Annotated in this window: 25 protein-coding genes and 1 pseudogene; 11 read left to right on the top strand and 15 right to left on the bottom strand. The window is 42.6% G+C overall.

Annotated features, from left to right (window positions below; all coding sequences use genetic code 11):
* Window positions 1-61 precede the first annotated feature (61 nt).
* Entirely contained in the window at window positions 62-691 is a 630-nt protein-coding gene (locus tag V7K60_RS17890) for a DedA family protein (RefSeq protein WP_334927178.1), read from the bottom strand.
* A gap of 474 nt (window positions 692-1165) precedes the next feature.
* Between V7K60_RS17890 and V7K60_RS17895 the strand changes: the two genes are divergently transcribed.
* Window positions 1166-1519, top strand: a complete 354-nt coding sequence (locus tag V7K60_RS17895; RefSeq protein WP_094348023.1) for an STAS domain-containing protein — start codon at window positions 1166-1168, stop codon at window positions 1517-1519.
* A 488-nt stretch (window positions 1520-2007) separates the two neighbouring features.
* Here the strand turns inward: V7K60_RS17895 and V7K60_RS17900 are convergent, their stop codons facing one another.
* Together V7K60_RS17900 and rpsF are read right to left on the bottom strand one after the other, a co-directional pair.
* Window positions 2008-2568, bottom strand: coding sequence for an Npun_F5560 family protein (locus tag V7K60_RS17900; RefSeq protein WP_334927179.1), 561 nt, complete (start codon window positions 2566-2568; stop codon window positions 2008-2010).
* Between the two features lie 203 nt (window positions 2569-2771).
* A complete protein-coding gene (gene rpsF / locus V7K60_RS17905; RefSeq protein ID WP_104908252.1) occupies window positions 2772-3131 on the bottom strand; it encodes a 30S ribosomal protein S6 in 360 nt (119 codons plus the stop codon).
* Between the two features lie 552 nt (window positions 3132-3683).
* On the opposite strand from rpsF, the gene V7K60_RS17910 reads away from it, so the two are divergent.
* On the top strand, window positions 3684-4457 hold the full coding sequence (locus tag V7K60_RS17910; RefSeq protein ID WP_334927180.1) for a fumarylacetoacetate hydrolase family protein: 774 nt from the start codon (window positions 3684-3686) through the stop codon (window positions 4455-4457).
* Between the two features lie 3 nt (window positions 4458-4460).
* Here the strand turns inward: V7K60_RS17910 and V7K60_RS17915 are convergent, their stop codons facing one another.
* Together V7K60_RS17915 and V7K60_RS17920 are read right to left on the bottom strand one after the other, a co-directional pair.
* On the bottom strand, window positions 4461-4937 hold the full coding sequence (locus V7K60_RS17915) for a Tic20 family protein (RefSeq protein ID WP_094348027.1): 477 nt from the start codon (window positions 4935-4937) through the stop codon (window positions 4461-4463).
* A gap of 81 nt (window positions 4938-5018) precedes the next feature.
* Window positions 5019-5216 carry a hypothetical protein gene (locus tag V7K60_RS17920; protein WP_094348028.1) on the bottom strand — a complete coding sequence of 66 codons (198 nt, stop codon included), beginning with the start codon at window positions 5214-5216 and terminating at the stop codon, window positions 5019-5021.
* A 603-nt stretch (window positions 5217-5819) separates the two neighbouring features.
* Between V7K60_RS17920 and V7K60_RS17930 the strand changes: the two genes are divergently transcribed.
* Together V7K60_RS17930 and psaI are read left to right on the top strand one after the other, a co-directional pair.
* Window positions 5820-9008, top strand: coding sequence for a hypothetical protein (locus V7K60_RS17930; RefSeq protein ID WP_442944420.1), 3189 nt, complete (start codon window positions 5820-5822; stop codon window positions 9006-9008).
* A 302-nt stretch (window positions 9009-9310) separates the two neighbouring features.
* A complete protein-coding gene (gene psaI / locus V7K60_RS17935) occupies window positions 9311-9460 on the top strand; it encodes a photosystem I reaction center subunit VIII (RefSeq protein WP_334927181.1) in 150 nt (49 codons plus the stop codon).
* A 235-nt stretch (window positions 9461-9695) separates the two neighbouring features.
* Here psaI and V7K60_RS17940 read toward each other — a convergent pair whose 3' ends face one another.
* The 6 genes from V7K60_RS17940 to V7K60_RS17965 form a co-directional block, all read right to left on the bottom strand.
* Window positions 9696-9815 carry a photosystem II reaction center protein J gene (locus V7K60_RS17940; RefSeq protein WP_012411803.1) on the bottom strand — a complete coding sequence of 40 codons (120 nt, stop codon included), beginning with the start codon at window positions 9813-9815 and terminating at the stop codon, window positions 9696-9698.
* Window positions 9816-9885: 70 nt separating this feature from the next.
* Window positions 9886-10008 carry a photosystem II reaction center protein L gene (locus V7K60_RS17945; protein WP_104908255.1) on the bottom strand — a complete coding sequence of 41 codons (123 nt, stop codon included), beginning with the start codon at window positions 10006-10008 and terminating at the stop codon, window positions 9886-9888.
* An 8-nt stretch (window positions 10009-10016) separates the two neighbouring features.
* Window positions 10017-10154: a cytochrome b559 subunit beta gene (psbF, locus tag V7K60_RS17950; RefSeq protein ID WP_012411801.1), complete on the bottom strand. Its 138-nt coding sequence runs from the start codon at window positions 10152-10154 to the stop codon at window positions 10017-10019.
* 9 nt (window positions 10155-10163) lie between these two features.
* Window positions 10164-10412, bottom strand: a complete 249-nt coding sequence (gene psbE, locus V7K60_RS17955) for a cytochrome b559 subunit alpha (RefSeq protein ID WP_094348030.1) — start codon at window positions 10410-10412, stop codon at window positions 10164-10166.
* A 180-nt stretch (window positions 10413-10592) separates the two neighbouring features.
* Window positions 10593-11612 (bottom strand): photosynthesis system II assembly factor Ycf48, encoded by a 1020-nt coding sequence (locus tag V7K60_RS17960; protein WP_334927182.1) that lies wholly within the window; start codon window positions 11610-11612, stop codon window positions 10593-10595.
* Between the two features lie 145 nt (window positions 11613-11757).
* Window positions 11758-12093: a rubredoxin gene (locus V7K60_RS17965; protein WP_104908258.1), complete on the bottom strand. Its 336-nt coding sequence runs from the start codon at window positions 12091-12093 to the stop codon at window positions 11758-11760.
* Between the two features lie 378 nt (window positions 12094-12471).
* On the opposite strand from V7K60_RS17965, the gene ndhC reads away from it, so the two are divergent.
* From ndhC to V7K60_RS17980, 3 genes are read left to right on the top strand one after another with little or no spacing between them, the layout of a single operon-like run.
* Window positions 12472-12834: a photosynthetic/respiratory NAD(P)H-quinone oxidoreductase subunit C gene (gene ndhC / locus V7K60_RS17970; protein WP_094333328.1), complete on the top strand. Its 363-nt coding sequence runs from the start codon at window positions 12472-12474 to the stop codon at window positions 12832-12834.
* On the top strand, window positions 12825-13562 hold the full coding sequence (gene ndhK / locus V7K60_RS17975) for a photosynthetic/respiratory NAD(P)H-quinone oxidoreductase subunit K (RefSeq protein WP_334927183.1): 738 nt from the start codon (window positions 12825-12827) through the stop codon (window positions 13560-13562). Before ndhC ends, ndhK begins: the two co-directional genes overlap by 10 nt.
* Window positions 13555-14115, top strand: coding sequence for an NAD(P)H-quinone oxidoreductase subunit J (locus V7K60_RS17980; RefSeq protein WP_334927184.1), 561 nt, complete (start codon window positions 13555-13557; stop codon window positions 14113-14115). Before ndhK ends, V7K60_RS17980 begins: the two co-directional genes overlap by 8 nt.
* Before the next feature lie 108 nt (window positions 14116-14223).
* Here V7K60_RS17980 and V7K60_RS17985 read toward each other — a convergent pair.
* Window positions 14224-15084, bottom strand: a pseudogene (locus tag V7K60_RS17985) (Rpn family recombination-promoting nuclease/putative transposase).
* A 29-nt stretch (window positions 15085-15113) separates the two neighbouring features.
* Between V7K60_RS17985 and V7K60_RS17990 the strand changes: the two are divergent.
* The 4 genes from V7K60_RS17990 (at window position 15114) to V7K60_RS18005 (ending at window position 18064) form a co-directional block, all read left to right on the top strand.
* On the top strand, window positions 15114-15299 hold the full coding sequence (locus tag V7K60_RS17990) for a hypothetical protein (RefSeq protein WP_334927185.1): 186 nt from the start codon (window positions 15114-15116) through the stop codon (window positions 15297-15299).
* 75 nt (window positions 15300-15374) lie between these two features.
* Window positions 15375-15767 carry a Pepco domain-containing protein gene (locus V7K60_RS17995; protein WP_334927186.1) on the top strand — a complete coding sequence of 131 codons (393 nt, stop codon included), beginning with the start codon at window positions 15375-15377 and terminating at the stop codon, window positions 15765-15767.
* A gap of 1 nt (window position 15768) precedes the next feature.
* Complete coding sequence (locus tag V7K60_RS18000) at window positions 15769-17739, top strand: SUMF1/EgtB/PvdO family nonheme iron enzyme (RefSeq protein ID WP_334927187.1); 1971 nt, start codon at window positions 15769-15771, stop codon at window positions 17737-17739.
* Window positions 17740-17941: 202 nt separating this feature from the next.
* A complete protein-coding gene (locus V7K60_RS18005; RefSeq protein ID WP_269454149.1) occupies window positions 17942-18064 on the top strand; it encodes an SUMF1/EgtB/PvdO family nonheme iron enzyme in 123 nt (40 codons plus the stop codon).
* Window positions 18065-18252: 188 nt separating this feature from the next.
* On the opposite strand, the gene V7K60_RS18010 is transcribed toward V7K60_RS18005, so the two are convergent.
* From V7K60_RS18010 to V7K60_RS18020, 3 genes are all read right to left on the bottom strand, one after another.
* Window positions 18253-18465 (bottom strand): DUF6887 family protein, encoded by a 213-nt coding sequence (locus tag V7K60_RS18010; protein ID WP_334927188.1) that lies wholly within the window; start codon window positions 18463-18465, stop codon window positions 18253-18255.
* Entirely contained in the window at window positions 18462-18635 is a 174-nt protein-coding gene (locus tag V7K60_RS18015; protein ID WP_334927189.1) for a DUF6888 family protein, read from the bottom strand. Before V7K60_RS18015 ends, V7K60_RS18010 begins: the two co-directional genes overlap by 4 nt.
* A gap of 109 nt (window positions 18636-18744) precedes the next feature.
* Window positions 18745-18873, bottom strand: a complete 129-nt coding sequence (locus V7K60_RS18020) for a hypothetical protein (RefSeq protein WP_334927190.1) — start codon at window positions 18871-18873, stop codon at window positions 18745-18747.
* Window positions 18874-18982 lie beyond the last annotated feature (109 nt).

The raw sequence follows: 18982 nt of genomic DNA on the forward strand, positions 1-18982 counted from the left end.
GTAAAAGTTAAAAAATTCACTTTTTACTTTACTCCTCACTCCTCACTTATTTATGCTTGACTTACTCTTCTGTTGCACTTTTAACCTGGCGAGATTCTAGCCACAGGGGCACAAAAATTAAGGCAGCGAGGATTAGTAACGCTGCGATCGCAAATTGACCTACCCAAGCAACCAATTGTTCTAAAGAGACAATTTTGCCTGCAAAAAAAGCTAACGTCACCATCAAACTAGCCCAAGCTGCTGCTCCTAACAAGTTGTATAAAAAGAATTTTCCAAAGGGCATTTCAGCTATACCAGCTAGTGGTGCAGCAAAAACTCGTAACAATGCCAAAAAACGTCCAAAAAACACTGCTTTAGCAGCATTTTGACTAAATTGATCTTTAATACTCAGCAGCCGCACTTCAGAAATCCGAAATATGCCACCAACTTTTACCAGAAAAGCCCAACCGCTAACTCTACCAATCCAATAGCCACAAGTGCCACCAATGACAGCACCCATGATTGCGTCACCGAGAACCAGCCAGAAATTTAGTTCATCGCTGCCAGCTAAAAACCCGCCCACTAAGGTCACGGTTTCACCAGGAAGGGGAATGCCTAAATTTTCTAGCAAAATTCCGAAAAAGATTGCCCAATACCCGTAATTATGAGCAACTTCCTGGATATTTTCTAGTGAAATCAGCTCTAAAGACATTCCGCACCGCCGCCTTTACAAATTTTTACTTTTACTATATCTTTGCTTGTTTTTGGGTGGGGTGTCAATCAAACTAATACATAGAGTCATTAAGTCATTAGTTTAATACTGACTAATCCATAACTTTTACTCTATGGTAACTGTTAACTTTTGAATATTTTTGGAATTTCTACCACATGTTCATAATTTATTAAAAAAAGATTAAAAATTTTATAGAAAATTTATAAATATCCGTTTAAATTGTGAAAATTTTGTAAAAGATACGGTTGATACCGAAATTGTTAGGCGCTTATGCCTATATTGATGAAAGTTATCACAAATTATACGACATGAATACTGAAATAATCTCTCTCAACTGTAGGACTGCAATTGCCCAAATATCTGGGTAAAAGAGTCATTTCACCGTTGAAAGAGAAGAAGTATTGATGTCTTTTTCAATTTTTTGTCAAGTGTTCCAATTACCCTGTTAAATTCATGGCTTTCACACAAGAACTTCAAGTGATTTTGTTTAAACCCCAAGGAAGCATAGATTTGGAAGGCGGTAAGGCTTTAAGCGAACAGATGGCTGGAGTAGTTCCTCAAGCTTATCAACTCTGGGTTATCGACCTAGCAGAAGTTAACTTCATGGACAGCTCTGGGTTAGTTCCTTTAGTAAAAGGGTTAAAAGCCGCACGTCAAAGTGGTTGCCGCTTGGTTCTATGCAACGTACAAGCTCCTGTACGGTTGATTTTGGAACTTACCCAACTCGATACAGTGTTTGAAATTTTTCACACTTACCAAGATATTTTTACCACCGTCAAAGATAACAGTCTGGTGCTAGCAGACTAACTAATAAATCTACCTAAAGAAGGATGGCGGAGTCAAGCAATATTTGCATTCTTTCACATTCTCTAAGATAACAGTCTGGTGCTAGCAGGCTGATTTTCTTTCTTGTCTAGAAAAGAATCTTGAGGGAAACTCATGGCTTTGAGCTAGGTAGTATAAATTACAGATGAATGAATCTGCTTATTGGAAGTCATCTACCTAAAGTAGTAAAGTTCAGAAATGACCAAAATTAGTCAAAGCAAATGCAACTGTTTGTGACACTCCCCAGCCTTTTAAAGACAGGGTTTTTTAAATTACTCTAAGCTAATTGTTTTATATGCGGCGTAACTAGTGAAAAGAAGCAGGAGGTAAGAAAGGTTAGAATATCAGCTTCTACGTTATTTCTAACTCTATGGTTATTGTTTTGTTTGCCTCGATCTACTACTTAGATGCCTCCAAGATGCTTTGATGCACCAATTTTTTACCTCTTAGATTCTACCATAATGGTAATTTTAGACATTCTGGGGAGTCGAAATATTAGTTTGTTCGGATGCTGGGCGGGGAAAATTTGGTAAATCAATACCGCTGTGACTAGCATTGCGAGTCTTGAGTGCTAAACGGTAACTCACACTTTGCAGTTCTGCTTGCAGTTGGCGGTTTTCCCGTTGTAGCATTGCTACCTTTTCTCTCACTGGTGTCATCCGCTCCTCAAACTTCCGACGGTAAATTTGAGGTAACTCTTGTACTACTTGCTCCAACATCCGAGTGCGATCGGTAAGTTCTTGAACTGACTGTCGCAATTGGTAAATTTCGGAGTCACGAGTTGTAATTTGCTCTTGGTAGAACGCCACCTGCTGTTCCACAGCTTGAAGTTGTTCTTGTAAAGCGTGTAACTGAGTCAGATCGCGCTCAAATTCCGGCTGCTGGGGCATAAAACTAGTGTTACCCTTTACCAGCCGGAAGAGTTCTTGAGATAGTTGCTGCACTAATTGATCGCGAAGTTGCAACTCTTGGCGTAGCTGCGATACTTCTGTCGAGAGAACTTGAATATTAGGTGTATCAGATTGGCTCACAGTAGCTTAAAGCTCCCATTCAGAATCTTGTCCACTCTTAGGTATAACTGCGGGAGTACTACCTTTGGCAAGTATTTGTTAATTTAGCATTCCCAAACAAGTCACGAAAAAAGAAAAAGACAAAATTTTATTGAATGGGAGTGGGGATTGGACATTCAGTTTCTTTCCTAGTTACTAGTTCCTAGTCCCCAGTTCTCAGTCTTTTAGACTGTTGCAGCTGTTGCAGCTACTTTAGTGGGCTTTTCTTTTTCCTCTTTAGGGGGTTTTTCTTCTTCAATGTCCTGCTTAATTGTCAAATAGCGAATCACTTCTTCACTCAAGCGCATGGCGCGTTCAAAGGGGGCGATCGCAGTTGCAGGCGCGCTGTAGTTTAATTGGATGTAGATGCCATCCCGGTGTTTTTTGATTTCGTAAGCCAGACGGCGCTTACCACGATTTTGAATTTGGATCTCCTGGGCGCCTTGATCGCGAAGCAAATTCTGATATTTAGTAACTGCTTGCTCTACCTGTTCCTCTCCTAGGTCAGGACGGAGGATGTACATTGTTTCGTAATTTGTAGTCATATTTTTCAGTTTCCTCATGGACAAAAGTGGCTGCTGATATTAATTTATACCTATATTTTATTTAAAATGCCAGTATTAATCAACATCTGAAGCAACAAGGAACTATAATCTTACCAGTTTTCAATTTGAATAATTAGCCAAATCGCCGAAGTTTGGATTTTTGGATGTCCCTAATGAAAACTAGGTTGGCAGGGTGGTTTCATACGAAAAAAGAAAAATACATAAGTCTTGATTTCTCGTTTTGTGTCCAGGCTTTTTCCCTCACTTACATTCCTCTCTCCCACGGGGGGAGAGGCTTTGAAACCCAGTTTTAGTTTTTCTCTGCTTGTATGAAACCACCCTGCTAATGAAAACTAGGTTGGGAGGTAACCCTGATATTTCTTTAACAAGATTGATCGAGCTATTAGCTTCGCTAAGGGGTATCTTTCTTTAAGGGCATCTTATAGCGATCGCTTTTTTGTTCAAAGCTCAATCGGTTCCCTAAACAGCTAACTGACGATTGCTACCTGCTCACAGCTTCTAATCGCAGAAAAAAGGATATTTATCAAGGTTATGGCGCAGCGCTACGTGCGAATTCAAAATCCAGAAGGACAAATTTACTATGGGTTACTACAGCTATCCCTGAATGTGCAGGTGTTAGATGCTCCACCCTGGTTACAAGGACAACCCACTGATTTAACTTTGACACCAGAAAATTACCAAATTCTAGCTCCCTGCGCTCCCTCAAAAATTGTGGCGGTGGGTAAGAATTATGCAGATCATGCAGCCGAAATGGGAACTCCAGTACCTTCTGAGCCACTAATCTTTCTTAAGCCACCTACGTCGATCATTCCATCGGAGAGGGAAATTAAGTATCCTCCCCAGTCACAAAGAGTTGACTATGAAGGAGAGTTAGCTCTAGTAATTGGCGATTACGCCTTTGAATGTACACCAGAAGTAGCCCAAACCAAAATTTGGGGCTACACCATCGCCAATGATGTAACAGCACGGGATTTACAAAAACAGGATGGTCAATGGACGCGAGCCAAAGGTTTTGATACTTTCTGTCCCTTGGGCCCTTGGATTGTACGGGAATTAAATCCAGGAGCGAGATTGCAGACTTTTGTCAATGACGACGCTAATCCAGTTCAATCTACCTGTATTGATCGGATGGTGTTTTCCCCCGATGTTTTAGTTTCCTATATCAGTCAGGTAATGACGCTACTACCTGGTGATTTGGTGCTTACAGGTACGCCAGAGGGTGTAAGTGCTTTGCATCCAGGCGATCGCGTCCGCGTAGAAATTGAAGGTATCGGTCGCCTGGAAAACATCGTAGCGACCCGTTAACTTCTAACGCACTTGCATATACACTGCATCAGAAATCGCTGGAATTTCTGCATAACGTCCGCTCACAGACTGGATGACTGAATATGCGACTGCTCCCACTATGCCGATAAAAATAGTTGTGGATAGGGTTTGGATTGCAAAACCACCGGAGGGAACTAGTCCCACAACATCAGTTAGGATGCTAAACAAAAAGATAATGATGTCCAAAAGGATTGCTTGCATGGTGTTGAAACGAATAAAGTGACTAATTTTTTCGTTTCTTACTACCAGCAAAAATAAAGCAAAGAAAATAATCATTCCTGCATAACGCACGCCATAGTAAATTCTCAATAATGGCAGAAGCGGTAGAAACAGTAGTTGTAATGGTGGAAACTCTGAGAGCAAATATCTACCAAATACAAAAACTTCAATTAGAGGAAGCAAATAAGGCAAGGAAGCAAAAATCCGATCTGAAACTGTTGTAGACCCGCGCCAAGACATTATGCGTTCTCCTGTGGTTAAATTTCAATAGTTACTTGAGCTTAGGATAACGCAGTTACTTGGTCTTGCTGAGAAATTCTACTATTCTATATGGGCGATGCGAAAGCCCATCATACATTCATATTGGTCTGGCTGCTGTTGAGTAAGTTTGCGAATGGCTTGACCACAGCGCAGTTGACCCCCACGCCAACGGGGTTGACCACTCCCGTCAGCGAGTAAACAAGACTGGCAAACTTGCTCAGGGGCAAGGATTTGCTCGTCCATTAAAATGACTAGCATCGAATCCCTCCTGTAAATCCTCATTGTCAACCCACATTTCACTCAAGGGAAGACGTGTTTTGTAGCGGTTTAAAGAGCCACTTCAGATAGATTGGATGCGTTTTGTGTGGTTAAGTGTTGTGATTTGCGATCTCGCTTTGCGCCTAACTTGGGCGATCGCAGAAGACACTTAAAAACCACATCCTACCTCTTTGTAACAAAAATGTAGGCAATTACGATTCAATAACAATTCTCAAGTGAATTTTAATTTATTGTACGTTGTGTCTATTACAAAGTGGGAATGTTAGTAAAAAATAATACAAAAAATTTTGCATTAAGTTGAGCAAAGACAACTAAAGGTATTCATTGCATTCCTGTTAATTTAGCACTAGGATGTGTCAAACTTAATATTCAGAAAACAACAAAAGCTTTACACACAAGCAACACAGTGACTTATTGAAATTCCCTTGAGGTGAGTAGTTAAAGTGTGAGAAGTCAAGTCAGTAAAACTGAGTTAACTTGATAGCCATTTAAGTGAGGCATTTCTAAAATACTGAGGTAAACTTGCAAGCAAGTTAATCCACAATATTACTCAGCGGCTCGTCGGTCTGGGCATCACTTACAATGGAACACTGGCAATTTCTGATACAGAAACAAGGCGCTCGCTCGTGGCATATCCTAGAATCGCCAAATTTGGAAATTTTGGAAGGACAGTATAGAGTTTTGGCTCGTTCTAACCTTCTGAATACAGACGTGGAAGTGCGGGTAACTCACTCTTCAACCGAGGAAGTTCAACCAACGCGGCGAATTTTCAAGCGATCGCGTCGCACTAATTCAGAAGGCTTAATGCCGATAATTCCTTTTACCTACTTCCAACCAGGAGTTTGGGAGTTGCGGTGTTCTGGCGATTTGATGTCGGATCTGCTCGGTAAATCTTGGCAATACAGCGTGCAAGTGCAAGTCTTCTCGCTGTTAGCAGAGAGAGAGCCGAGGAAAAATTTAGAATCAAGTTCACCCGGCGAGCGCCCAGATAATGTTTCTGACAACTTGGAATGTAATGCCCCAGAAGAAACTGCAATTACGTTATTTACGTTTGAGAAAGCGATCGCAGTTTCTGAAGAACTGGCAATCACTACAAACAGCAACCTTACTACCACTGTTGCCTCAGATGAAGAGAACTTGGAATCTAATGCCCCACCAGAAACAGTAATTGAGCTAGATCATGCGATCGCAGTTTCTGAAGAACTGGCAATTACTACAGATAGCAACCTTGTTACCACTGTTGTGCTAGATGAAGGGAACTTGGAATCTAATGCCCCACCAGAAACAGTAATTGAGCTAGATCATGCGATCGCTGTTTCCGAAGAACTGGCAATTGCTACAGATAGCAACCTTGCTACCACTGTTGTGCTAGATGAAGGGAACTTGGAATCTAATGCCCCAGCAGAAACTGTAATTGAGCTAGAGAAAGCGATCGCTGTTTCCGAAGAACTGGCAACTACAGACAGAAACCTTGATATCACTGTTGTATCAGAGAAAATGGAAGAAGATGAAGATATAGTTATCGATCAGCCTGTGAGTCCTGTGTGGCTAAAAGGAGAGACGGCAGAGCAGATTTTACAAAATTTAATAGATTTAGCTTTACCCACCTCTGAACTGCTGCTCAAAGATGAAAAGATTACAGATTCTTCGGCAACACAACTACCGCCACCATTACTGCTAACTTTAAGTCAGGATAATTACATTGCTCGTTGGGGACAAGCTCTTATAATCAACGGGTACATAGAATTCCAAGAAAAGACAAATCTAGATTGGGGTAAAACATTATCTTCAAAAAGCTTGCGGGCGCTTGAAGTAGAAATTGAACTGCGATCGCCCAAGAACTCGAAAATCTTGACCAAAGTACGGAAACCCTTATCAGATCAGGAATTGCCTTTCAACATCAATACCTCAATTGATATTCCTGCTGATTGTGAATCCAAGTTAATTTTGGCAGATATCAGTTTGTATGGTAAATTTGCCGATGCTGGTGAAGTCATGCGGTTAGCCAGCCAGTCCTTCACCATTACAGCAGATGTAACAGAATTACTGGCAATCACAGCCGCAGCAAAACCCAGTACATCTTTAAATGACAACATAGTACTATCGGACTCATCTACTGCTCTCACAGAACGAGAGACACCTGTTAGGCTCGATTTGAAACTATTAAATCTGGTCAAGACTCCAAAAACAGACCAGTTTCAGATAGTTAATCCATCCCCAAACACACCTCTACCACCACAAATTAACCTGCAAGTTTTGCGAGAAGCTAACCTGCGAACATCTAAGCTCAAGAATTCAAGCATTTTGTTGCCTCAATTACCGAAACTGCCCCCTATTCAAAGTGATGCCAACATTCCCACAGATATTGTTGCAGAACTACAGACACCCGAGGAGCTTGTAGAAAAGGATGCTACTATAGCCACCATCAACTTGGAGCAGTTGGTCATCAAGCAACGTCGAACGCCAATAATCGAGACTACTTTGCCATACTTGAAACGGCTACAAGCTTTGCCAGGTGATGCAGAAGAAAAAGTAGAAAATAATGTTTCTCCAGATGCGTTGGAAGTTAAAGCGGCTGAAGATTTTCCAAAGTTGGATGCAACTGTGGCTGAAGATGAAAATATACCTGAATTAGTAGTAGGTGATGCACAATTCCAGGAAGAATCTGTTGTTGAAGTAGTAGCCCCGCAAAATGAACAATTCCACGAAGAATCTGTTGCGGAAGTCGAAGCCCTACAAAACGCACAATTCCAGGAAGAATCTGTTTCGGAAGTTGAAGCCCCGCAAAATGCACAGTTAATTACAACAGGAAACCTTTATTCATCTCCCCTGCTGAGGAAGTGGATGCAGAGCCAAGGATACTCCTTGCCTGAATCTATCAACGATCTGCAACCTCAAGATTACAATAACTATGTTCCAGCACAGCAGATACCCCTTTCTCCTAGTGCAGAAAATGCGAATATTGATATTAACTTGCCGTTAGACCTAGATGCCAACACGGAGAATAATCTGAGCGAAGGTTGGAGCAGTTCACAACTTCTCCTAACTGAAACGCCCAAGGGACAAGAGACATGGGAAGAAGTTGAAGGATTGGCTCTTGAACTAGAGAACTTTGGGGAAGATATAGACACAGCGCAGGAAGTGGAACTAGGGATTGGAGAAAATACGGAAATAGAAAAAGTCCTAGAAGAACCAACAATTTCATCGGCTCTGTTAACACAAGTACCGCCCCCTCCTCCTCCGATAAAAATAAATATAGCGTCAGCTTGGTTGGCGCAAGAAATCGTTGTAGATGATACAGATACCGAACTAGAAGCCGATACAACTGGGAGTTACACCTTTGAAGAAAAGGAGCATCCACTGTTATATTCATCTTCTTCCTTACCTATAATTGCAGCAGCCACTGAGCCTTTGCCAACTCCACATTTGTATGTACCAGAAGGCGAATTAATTGCTGGCAAGTCTCTCATAGTGCGCGTAGTACTACCAGAAGTACCTCTGCAAGTTGTTGTCAAGTTATGGCTTGAAGATTATCAAACTCGCTACTTACTAGATGGTCCCCATTTATTGACAAATTTACTTCCTAATGCATCGGGAGGGTTGGAAGTGATGACACAATTAAACATTCCCTTTGGCTGTTTGGAAATTCGCTTAGAAGCGATCGCACTCGATCTTACAACCCAACAGGAGAGTCACAAAGTCACAATAGTACGAACCGTTATTCCTCCAGACTTGCCAGACTTGCAGCTAGATGAACTCCTGGGTATGTAACTCAGGTATGAGGGGCATTAAGCATTGGGCATCCCTTCCCTGCGGGACGCTACGCGTAGCTAGCTTGCTTCCCCGGAGGGGTACGGCTTCTCTACGAGACGCTACGCGAACGCTCAGGGCAAGTGGGCATTGGGCATGGAGAAGAGACAAGGTAGACAAGGAAGAGACTTGTTCAATAATTCCCCCTTGTCCCCTTGTCCCCATCTCCCCTGTGTTAAAAATATGAAAGAATTTCAAAAATTTGGCAGAATTTGCAGTAAGCTCATTTTGAATCGTAGTGTGATTTAATAGGAACCTTTACTATGGCAGCTTCTTTTTTGCCTACTGTCTTGGCTAGTACTTCGTACTTGTCTGCTATCTTCATTCCCATAATTGGTTGGGTTTTGCCAGGTGTGGTCTTTGCATCTCTGTTTTTATACACTGAAAGTGACGATATCAGTGATATCAACTGATACTGATGTAGTCATTAGTGATTAGTCATTAGTCATTTGCAAAAAACAAATGATATAGATGCGCCAAGGGCTACTCTTCGAGTTCTCCAACGGAGTACCCGCAGGGTAAGACAAATGACTAATGACCAAAATTAATACCGCCCATCTCATAGAGACAGGCGGTTTTTTTAACGTTGATTTCTCAACAAATGCTAGAAAATTCTAACTTATAGTGTTCGGTTCAAACTAACTCATGTTAAATCGAAGAACCGAGTCCGGCGTAGGCACCATAAAAGAAAATGCCCAAGACTGTAATTATACCTAAACCTGCGATCGTAGCGACGACCCACAGGGGAATTCTCCCACTTCCAGACACAGCTTCTCTCCTCCCTTAACAACAAATTAACACACGTTCAATAAACAAAGATTAACAACAGTACTTCTAATTAGTTAAAGAAGTAACTAGAAAACAGAATACCCAGAACGAAAATCATTAGTAATCCTAGGTATAGCGAAGTCCGGTTTAGTTCAACCGGCTGATTATTGGGATTGGGCGATCTTTCTGCCATAATTGCTCCTAACGATGAATAAATTGCATTGCGGCGATCGCGCCCAAAAAGAATACAGTTGGTACACCTAAAGTGTGAACCGCCAGCCATCTAACAGTAAAAATTGGATAGGTAACTGGTTGATTGATGTTGTTGCCGCTAGTCATGATTTCAAACTACTTTCCAATAAATTCTTCAACTTGTTTTTTAGCTTCAAAACGATTCTTCACAATGGGCACTTCTTGCCGCGCTGGTGTGAAATACTCGTTGGGACGGGGTGTACCAAAAGCATCATAAGCCAGTCCGGTGCTGACAAATAGCCAACCAGCAATAAATAATGCTGGGATGGTGATGCTGTGGATTACCCAGTAACGAACGCTGGTAATGATGTCCGAAAACGGACGTTCTCCAGTGGTACCTGACATTTAGATCCCTACCTTATACATAGAGTGTTATTGAGTTTATTATCCTACAAAGTTAAGAAAGAGTTACAAGTTGCAACGTTCTTCTCAGAAATTAGGTAGTGGGGACTGGGGATTGGGAATTGGGGATTGGGGATTAGGAAAACTCTTACCTAGTCCTTAGTCCCTAGTACCCAGTCCCCATTAAGCTGCTTCTGGGGAAGTTGTTTCAGGATTTGGTAGATATTTGAGCAAAACGCCGCGATCGCCAATTATAAATCCCCGCTCTGGCTCTAAGAAAACAATCTTGTACAAATTAGCCGCAACTTCTTCTATGTCACGGTCTTTTTCCCAGGTTTTGCCACCGTCGCCACTGCGTAGCAAATTACCGCTACCGCCACCTACCCAAATTTCATCGGGTGTGCGATATGCCAAATCCAGCAAACCCCAGCTGGTAGATAACTCTGGATATTTTGCCTTTTGCCATTCTTCAGGTTTAGTTGGGTCACTAAACTGAACTTGACCTCCTCTAGCTAGCAACCACAATTGCCCATTTTCACCAAAGCCCATGTTTTCTACCCGCCGAGAACTATTGCGGTTATGGGGTACCCAAGCATCTTGCCCTGGTTCCCAAGTCGAGTAGAAACTACCCTTGGCCGAAACTGCAACATATTTACCATCAGCAGAACGCTCTAGGTTACGCACCACACCCACTGCTGATTCCACTTGGGCTTTCCAGTTTTTGCCGCCGTCTGTGGTCTTATATATGGCTCCCACATCAGTAGCCATTTCAGCTGTATTGTCTGCTAGCGCCTTAACTGCGATCGGGCTACCTGGTAGCTTTTCGCTCAGGGGAATACGCGACCAAGAAGCACCTTCATCGGTAGTGTGTAGTAAAAGTCCAGGCTCTCCGGCAATCCAGCCTTCTTTACCTGCAAAACTTACTGAGTCAAAGCGATACTTTTGCTCATCCAGTTGCAGTATTATTGGTTTCCAGGTATTACCACCGTCATTGGTTTCCAATAGGGTGGCATTGCTACCTACTAAGTAGCCATGCTCAAGGTTATTAGTAAAAGCAATATCCAATAAATTCGAGTCTGTTGGCACAGAAATGACTTTCCAAGGGTTGTAGCTAACAGAGGGGACTTGGCCACAACCTATACATATCAGGACTACTATTAACAAGGCAAATATTCGTTGCCAACTTTTCACAATTGAATGCATCAGTATTTCTTAGTTATTTCTAAATTTCTGTAGGAGTTGGCAGTCAGGATGTTGTACAGTCCTGGGTTTCTCATTTTGAATTTTGAATTTTGTTAGCGCAGCGTTAGCGAGTCCGCGAGCGTCATTTTGAATTGCTTAAGGGCTGTCATTGTAAGCCGTAGAGACTGATAAAAAACAAGAAGCCAAGAGCCAAAGCACCAAAAATTAGGATATTCTTTTGGGTTGGCGTTAGGTTGTTGACACCCAAACCGTAACCAAGATTTTCTTTGAAGCCGGATGCAGTACCGGCAGGGCCGATGTTGGCAAAAGCGGTCTTCTTAGCACTACAAACTGGACAGCGCCAATTAATGGGCAGTTCTGCAAAGGTTGTCCCTGAAGGAATATCATCCTTGTCGTCTCCCTTTTCGGGTTCGTAAACATAACCGCAGGCGCGACACTCGTAGCGGTCTAACACTGTAGTCTCAACAGCTGGTTCGCTCATGGCTAAGGCCTCGCAGAGAATAAATCTTAAATATACGTTAAAAATTATGACATAATTGTTAGACTTTTCTATCACTAGCAAAAGCGAATCAAATACCTGAAGTGCGTCTGTTTCCCAGATTTCAGAAAAACCAAACAGATATAATGTAAAAGAAAGTTACGCAGTTAAGGGATTGGGCATGGGGCATTGGGCATTGGGGCATTGGGGAGCCAGTGCGTTGGGCGGGCAATGCCCGACTTGTACTCCTACGGAGAAGCAACTGGCGTCATGGGAAAGAAAATTTCTTTGTCCTCCCACTCCTAAATCCCTAATCTCTAGTCGTCAGTACCCAATCTCCACTCACTACTTAAAATACTCCATAAGCGGTAGATACTCATTGTGTTTGTCCTCAGCGGTTACGAGTACCTTCTAGGCTTCTTCATTATCTGTAGCCTAGTACCTGCCTTAGCGCTCTCAGCTTCCAAGCTCCTACGACCCAGTGGTTACAGCCCAGAACGTCGCACCACTTATGAATCTGGGATGGAACCCATCGGGGGAGCCTGGATTCAGTTCAATATCCGCTACTACATGTTTGCTCTGGTCTTCGTCGTCTTTGATGTGGAGACTGTATTCTTGTATCCTTGGGCGGTAGCTTTCCACCGTTTGGGGCTATTGGCATTTATTGAAGCGCTAGTCTTTATTGCAATTCTTGTAGTCGCTTTAGTTTACGCATGGCGTAAAGGAGCTTTGGAATGGTCTTGAATTCTAACTTAACAACCCAGGGCAAAGAACGAATCATCAACCCCATTGAACGGACTACAATCACTCAAGAACTTTCAGAAAACGTCATTCTGACGACGGTTGACGATCTCTATGACTGGGCGCGGCTTTCTAGTCTGTGGCCGTTGCTGTTTGGTACTGCTTGCTGCTTTATTGAGTTTGCAGCTTTAATTGGTTCCCGATTTGACTTTGACCGTTTTGGGCTAATTCCCCGTTCTAGCCCCCGCCAAGCCGATTTAATTATTACGGCAGGGACTATTACGATGAAGATGGCTCCGCAACTGGTGCGTCTTTATGAACAAATGCCAGAGCCGAAGTATGTAATTGCGATGGGAGCTTGTACAATTACTGGCGGAATGTTCAGCGTTGATTCCCCCACGGCAGTGCGCGGAGTTGATAAACTGATTCCTGTGGATGTGTACTTACCTGGTTGTCCTCCCCGTCCAGAAGCAATTATTGACGCAATCATTAAGCTGCGGAAGAAAATCGCCAATGAATCGATGCAAGAGCGGGGTAAAATTAAGCAAACTCACCGCTACTACAGCACGACTCATAATTTGAAGCCAGTAGAAGAAATCTTAACTGGTAAGTATTTGCAGTCTGCAACTCGCTCTGCACCACCGAAGGAATTGGCGGAAGCGATCGGTATGCCAATACCACCTGCACTACTGACAGCAAAGGCACAAAAGGAGGAACAAACTCGTGGCTGAAGAAGAATCTAAACCAGTAGCAGCAGACGAAGAAGAGTCTAAACCAGCAGCAGCAGCGAAAGAAGAGTCATTGGTACAAGCGGGTAAAGTTTCCCAGTGGTTGACGGAAAATGGCTTTGAACATGAGTTTTTAGCACCAGACAAGAATGGTGTAGAGATAATTAAGGTGGCGGCAGATTTCTTGCTTCCTACCGCTACAGCCCTTTATGCTTATGGGTTTAATTATCTCCAGTTTCAAGGTGGTGTTGACCTTGGCCCAGGACAGGAATTGGTGAGTGTATATCACTTGAATAAAGTCGGTGATAATAGCGATCGCCCCGAAGAAGTACGGGTAAAGGTGTTCTTACCACGGGAAAACCCCGTAGTGCCTTCTGTATACTGGATTTGGAAGACCGCAGATTGGCAAGAGCGCGAGTCTTACGATATGTTGGGCATTATCTACGAAGGACACCCAAATCTCAAACGGCTTTTGATGCCGGAAGATTGGGTAGGTTGGCCTTTGCGGAAGGATTATATCTCGCCTGATTTTTACGAGTTGCAGGACGCTTATTAGAGATTGCTGAATAGAGATGCGATGAATCGCGTCTGTACAATATAGTGCTGAGTTTCGGCAGTGATTAACCCCTTTCCGGTGGCGGAGAGGGGTTATATTTTTGGTATTTCATATAAAATTAGTTGACAAAATTTGCTGTAATTCATTGACTGTATTTACAGTTTTAATTGCCTGTTGAATTGCTTTTAATTTCTGCAAATCCGTAATTTGAGAGATTATCGGCATCAATTCTGAACCTGGATTGCCAAACTTAATTTCTAATGCCAATTCAATCCCTGAATATAACTCTTCCTTTCTTCCTCGTTCTTCCCCTTTGCTAAAAATTTCTTGATACCAAGGTGACTGCTCTAAAAGTGCCATATCCCACCTCAAAATTTGTTGAACTATTGCACTATCTAATACAAACGTAGCAAAAAATCCTAATACTGTTTCTAGTTGATTCAATTGTTCATCTGCATGTAAGATTCGCAATGCATCTCGAATTGTAGACTCGTTATCACCTCCTTTGAGGATAGGTACAAATGGAAGTAGTGATGGTAATGGTTGTGCAAAGGCAATGTTTACATCAACTTCCCACAGATTAATGACACGGTAATCTTAAATAGCACGTAAACCAGCTATATTTAATGCATAACTTGTAGGTATTTCAGCATCACTTGCCTTGAGGATATTAATTAGTACTGGATACGTTGGCAAATTATATTTTTCTTCTGCAAGTGCTGCATAAGCACGCATCCTACGCGGCATTTCTGATTTATAGCGGAGTTGTAATTCGTTAAGAACGAGAAATTTTCCATACTGGGGACTTTCGACACGGATTAAAACATCACTTTCTCGACTTATCCACTGAAATTCTGAGTTGAGAATTTCGCCAGCAACAATATCAGGAATTTGTGTTACCCATTTTACCCAGTTATCAGGTGCAAGGCTGATTAAGCGTTTGGTGCTGACATCGGCGGGTTTGATCATGGGGTTGTAAACGCACTGAAAGTTATCAAATGATTGTACTTAAGACTGGATTACAGATATTCAGATTTTTGATTGGACTATTTAGAGAAAGCGTAGGCAAAGCCCGTCGTAGACATCGCACCCAATCTGAGATAATTTTGGATAGTGCGATCGCTCTGGGCATCTCTATGGTATTTGGTACAATATCTAAGATATTCAGTGAGATTTCTCAGTAATCGGAATCGGAATCGCTATCTCTACCGTTGTATATATAATTTATGGGAAAATTTCATCTAAATATTTAAAGTAATATGTCAGAAACATTTCCAGACGGCATTTGGATTGTTACCGATGAAACGCCGCAAATATCGATTCCTGATGGTGCTAAAGGCGGCAGTACGAATACACGCGGTTGGGGAGACGAAGCTATCAGGGAAAGCACTGGTAGCAAAGGGGTAGGAGATGCCGTTCAAGTTAGCCCTCAAAAATTAGAGCAAAATATGACTCACTTTCTCAAAGTAGTCGGAAGTTTGTTTAGTCAAGCTGAACAGCAAGCAAAAATCAACTCCAGGATGCAGCTAGATGAAATTGAGCTGTCGGTGGAAATTAGTGCCGAAGGAGAAGTTAAATTAATTGGCAGTGGTGTCAAAGCTGGGAGCAAAGGAGCGATTAAGCTGAAGTTCAAGCGTCAAGAATCACAGTGAGATGGCAAAAAATTGGGCGATCGCGATCGGAATTAACCAGTATGAGAATCTGCAACCGCTAAACTATGCCAAGCGGGATGCACAATTAATGCACGAGTTTCTGGGCAATGAAGCAGGATTTAAGCGGATATTCTTCTTCTCTGATGACTCCCCTGATGTTGCTGGAAAATCGACTCGCCCAACTCACACAAATTTGCGTAAAGTCTTGTGTGAGCGCTTTGAAAATCCCTTTATGGGAGCAGGGGATAATTTCTGGTTCTTCTTCAGTGGTCATGGGATAAGACACGCTGACCGTGATTATCTCATGCCCTGTGATGGCAATCCAGGAGACATTGAAGCAACGGCAATTCCTATTAACTTCGTTGCTGAACGCCTGCGTCGCTGCGGTGCTGATAATGTTGTCCTAATTCTGGACGCTTGTCGCAATGAAGGCGAAAAAACAGGTGAAGGAATTGGGCGAGAAACCGCAGAAAAAGCACGTCAACAAGGAGTTATCAGCATATTTTCCTGTAGCCCACAGGAGTATTCTTATGAAATTGATGCTTTAGAAAAAGGTGCTTTTACTACTGCACTACTAGAAGGATTAGGAATTGAAGGTAAATGCGCCACCGTTGAACGCTTAGATCAATATCTTAAGTTTCGTGTACCTGAACTGGTTCGCCAGTATAAGAATACAAAGCAAACGCCTTACGTGATTGCTGAACCTGTGAATAAATCTCACCTAATACTTATGCCACGATATGCAACTCTACCGGATATCATCACCTTAAAAAATCATGCTTACCAAGCAGAAGTAAATAGGGATTTAAATTTAGCAGAGCAATTATGGATTCGGGTATTAGCTGCGCCTTCAGGGCAAGATATGGAGGCGGTGAGAAGTTTACAAAGAATTGACCGGTTGCGAAATAATTCTGCAAATCCTGATTTACCTCAGCAAACAATTCCACAAGCATCTAAGTCAGTCACAAATACACCTATAAGTAAACCTCCTCAAATTCCATCTTCTAAGCCATCCCCGATTAATAATACTCAGGCTTCTAGTGCGGGACAATTTTCAACATTTACAACTCCAACATCTTCAACACCTTCTTCGCCATCAAACCTAATATCACCTAACTCAGGAGAAAGCAGCACCTCCCACACGACTGAAGCAATTAGCCTAAAAAGCTTTCAATTTGAAGTTGTCACGGTGGATGCAAAGGGAAACATCACCAACCGTAGCAATCGTGAAGCGAAATACTTCATTGAAAACTTAGGAAATGGTATCACCCTGGAAATGGTGCAGATACGAGGGGGAACCTTTATGATGGGTTCGCCAGAAGGAGAAGCAGGGAGAGATAAAGATGAAAGTCCACAGCATCAGGTAAAAGTGCCTGGGTTATTCATGGGGAAATATGCAGTTACCCAGGCACAGTATCAAGCAATTATGAGCAGTAATCCTTCTAACTTCAAAGGTGAGAAACGACCTATAGAACAAGTTACTTGGGATGAGGCGGTAGAGTTTTGTAAAAAGTTGAGTCAGAAGACAGGAAAAACCTATAGGCTACCCAGTGAAGCTGAATGGGAATATGCTTGCCGTGCAGGAACAACTACACCGTTTTATTTTGGTGAAACGATAACCACAGATTTAGTTAACTACAACGGTAACTATCCTTACGCCTCTGCACCAAAGGGCGAATATCGTAAACAAACAATAGATGTAGGAAAATTTCCGCCTAACTCTTTCGATTTATACGATATGCATGGTAATGTATGGGAATGGTGTGAAGATGTGTATAATAATAATTACATAGACGCACCAAAAGATGGTAGTGCGTGGCTGACTGGTAAAAATAATGACCAAAAGCTGCTGCGTGGCGGCAGTTGGATCGACGGTGCCAGGGGTTGCCGTTCTGCCAATCGCGATTGGGTCGCGCGCGCGAATCGTGACTACAATGTTGGTTTTCGCGTGGTGGCGGTGGCTGTGGGGTGAGGATTCCTTGCTCTTTACACTCTTCCCCTTTTGCCCTCTGCACTTCTTTTTCTTTTCCCTTCTTTTTGCCTCGCCGCCACAGGCGGATAAAAAATTTTTTTCTAAAAGTGGTGTATAGATATCAAAACTATTATACACTACATTTAATCAAATTTCTCACTTAGTTTGAGAATTTGAGCATGGGGCAGATCGATTTTAGCTGCTGCGTGGCGGTAGTTGGATCAACAATGCCAGGAATTGCCGTTCTGCCAATCGCAATAGGAACGCGCGCGCAAATCGTAACAACAATGTTGGTTTTCGCGTGGTGGCGGTGGCTGTGGCGTGAGTACTCCCCAAAGTCAGAGTTGATAAATGGGAATTTATCGAGCGTACACCAGGGAGTCCAGACCTGAACCAGTGAGGAAGGCGACAACCTCCGAATATAAAACCGAGTCGGATAGCTTGGTAGGTTGCAAAACCGAACAGTTGTTCGACTCAATTAATTTTGCGACATTTAAAAGAAACTTCTAAAATCTAGCTCATTTTTAATTGTTCTAATTTTTGTTTAATCAAAATTTCAACTTCTTCAATCTCAGCATTCGATTTTGGGATGTCAAAAGTCTCTGGAGACGCTTCAGATGTAAAGCGGTCAACAAAAGCATGAAACGCTGCTTTGTTATCGGGGTGAGCAATGACGAAGGCTCTTAACTCAGTTTTGCTCATGCTGCTAAAGTCTGGCTCAATCACAAGAACCTCCAAAGACCATTGCGATAGATTTCTACCTCTATGTTATCTCCTGCCAAAATAAACACATTACCTGTTTCTTCATCGAGGCGGACAATGTAAATAGGAGTGAATGTATTGGTCAAAGATTGACATAGTATGACACACCTGATGCCTTGTTCCGCAGTTGGCAAGATTCGTATACCTCATAACCGCATAGCTTGGAATCAGAATAGCAGGTAAATGGTGCGTTGACCTTTGTGACAACGCACCCTTATCTAAAGGAGCGGCGAGTCCAAACAATTACTTCACTGATATCACTGCTTGGTTTACTACTAGGCGTGGTTTTTTGCGGTCTGACCTGCGCGTTCCACCAGCCATCTCATACTCATCACTATTTTTGCCATAGCGAGATGCAACATTCAACAGCATCTGCTCAGAATAAGTCAGGACTTACGCAACTGTCACAAGCGAGGGCGCGGCGCAGCCGTGCCAAGCGCCAAACAACTAGACAATAAACATAGGAATATCCGGACGTTTT

It is taken from the genome of Nostoc sp., from assembly GCF_036917555.1.
Classification (GTDB): domain Bacteria; phylum Cyanobacteriota; class Cyanobacteriia; order Cyanobacteriales; family Nostocaceae; genus Nostoc.

Bases quoted from the DNA above. Each gene is read 5' to 3' on its own strand.
- psaI (WP_334927181.1), top strand. From the start codon at position 9,311: ATGGCAGCTTCTTTTTTGCCTACTGTCTTGGCTAGTACTTCGTACTTG.
- V7K60_RS17960 (WP_334927182.1), bottom strand. From the start codon at position 11,612: ATGCATTCAATTGTGAAAAGTTGGCAACGAATATTTGCCTTGTTAATA.
- V7K60_RS17965 (WP_104908258.1), bottom strand. From the start codon at position 12,093: ATGAGCGAACCAGCTGTTGAGACTACAGTGTTAGACCGCTACGAGTGT.
- psbE (WP_094348030.1), bottom strand. From the start codon at position 10,412: ATGTCAGGTACCACTGGAGAACGTCCGTTTTCGGACATCATTACCAGC.
- V7K60_RS18000 (WP_334927187.1), top strand. From the start codon at position 15,769: ATGGCAAAAAATTGGGCGATCGCGATCGGAATTAACCAGTATGAGAAT.
- V7K60_RS17895 (WP_094348023.1), top strand. From the start codon at position 1,166: ATGGCTTTCACACAAGAACTTCAAGTGATTTTGTTTAAACCCCAAGGA.
- V7K60_RS17930 (WP_442944420.1), top strand. From the start codon at position 5,820: ATGGAACACTGGCAATTTCTGATACAGAAACAAGGCGCTCGCTCGTGG.
- V7K60_RS17915 (WP_094348027.1), bottom strand. From the start codon at position 4,937: ATGTCTTGGCGCGGGTCTACAACAGTTTCAGATCGGATTTTTGCTTCC.
- V7K60_RS18020 (WP_334927190.1), bottom strand. From the start codon at position 18,873: ATGCTGTTGAATGTTGCATCTCGCTATGGCAAAAATAGTGATGAGTAT.
- rpsF (WP_104908252.1), bottom strand. From the start codon at position 3,131: ATGACTACAAATTACGAAACAATGTACATCCTCCGTCCTGACCTAGGA.
- V7K60_RS17910 (WP_334927180.1), top strand. From the start codon at position 3,684: ATGGCGCAGCGCTACGTGCGAATTCAAAATCCAGAAGGACAAATTTAC.
- V7K60_RS17990 (WP_334927185.1), top strand. From the start codon at position 15,114: ATGATTGTACTTAAGACTGGATTACAGATATTCAGATTTTTGATTGGA.
- psbF (WP_012411801.1), bottom strand. From the start codon at position 10,154: ATGACTAGCGGCAACAACATCAATCAACCAGTTACCTATCCAATTTTT.
- V7K60_RS17920 (WP_094348028.1), bottom strand. From the start codon at position 5,216: ATGCTAGTCATTTTAATGGACGAGCAAATCCTTGCCCCTGAGCAAGTT.
- ndhK (WP_334927183.1), top strand. From the start codon at position 12,825: ATGGTCTTGAATTCTAACTTAACAACCCAGGGCAAAGAACGAATCATC.
- V7K60_RS17890 (WP_334927178.1), bottom strand. From the start codon at position 691: ATGTCTTTAGAGCTGATTTCACTAGAAAATATCCAGGAAGTTGCTCAT.
- V7K60_RS17995 (WP_334927186.1), top strand. From the start codon at position 15,375: ATGTCAGAAACATTTCCAGACGGCATTTGGATTGTTACCGATGAAACG.
- V7K60_RS17945 (WP_104908255.1), bottom strand. From the start codon at position 10,008: ATGGCAGAAAGATCGCCCAATCCCAATAATCAGCCGGTTGAACTAAAC.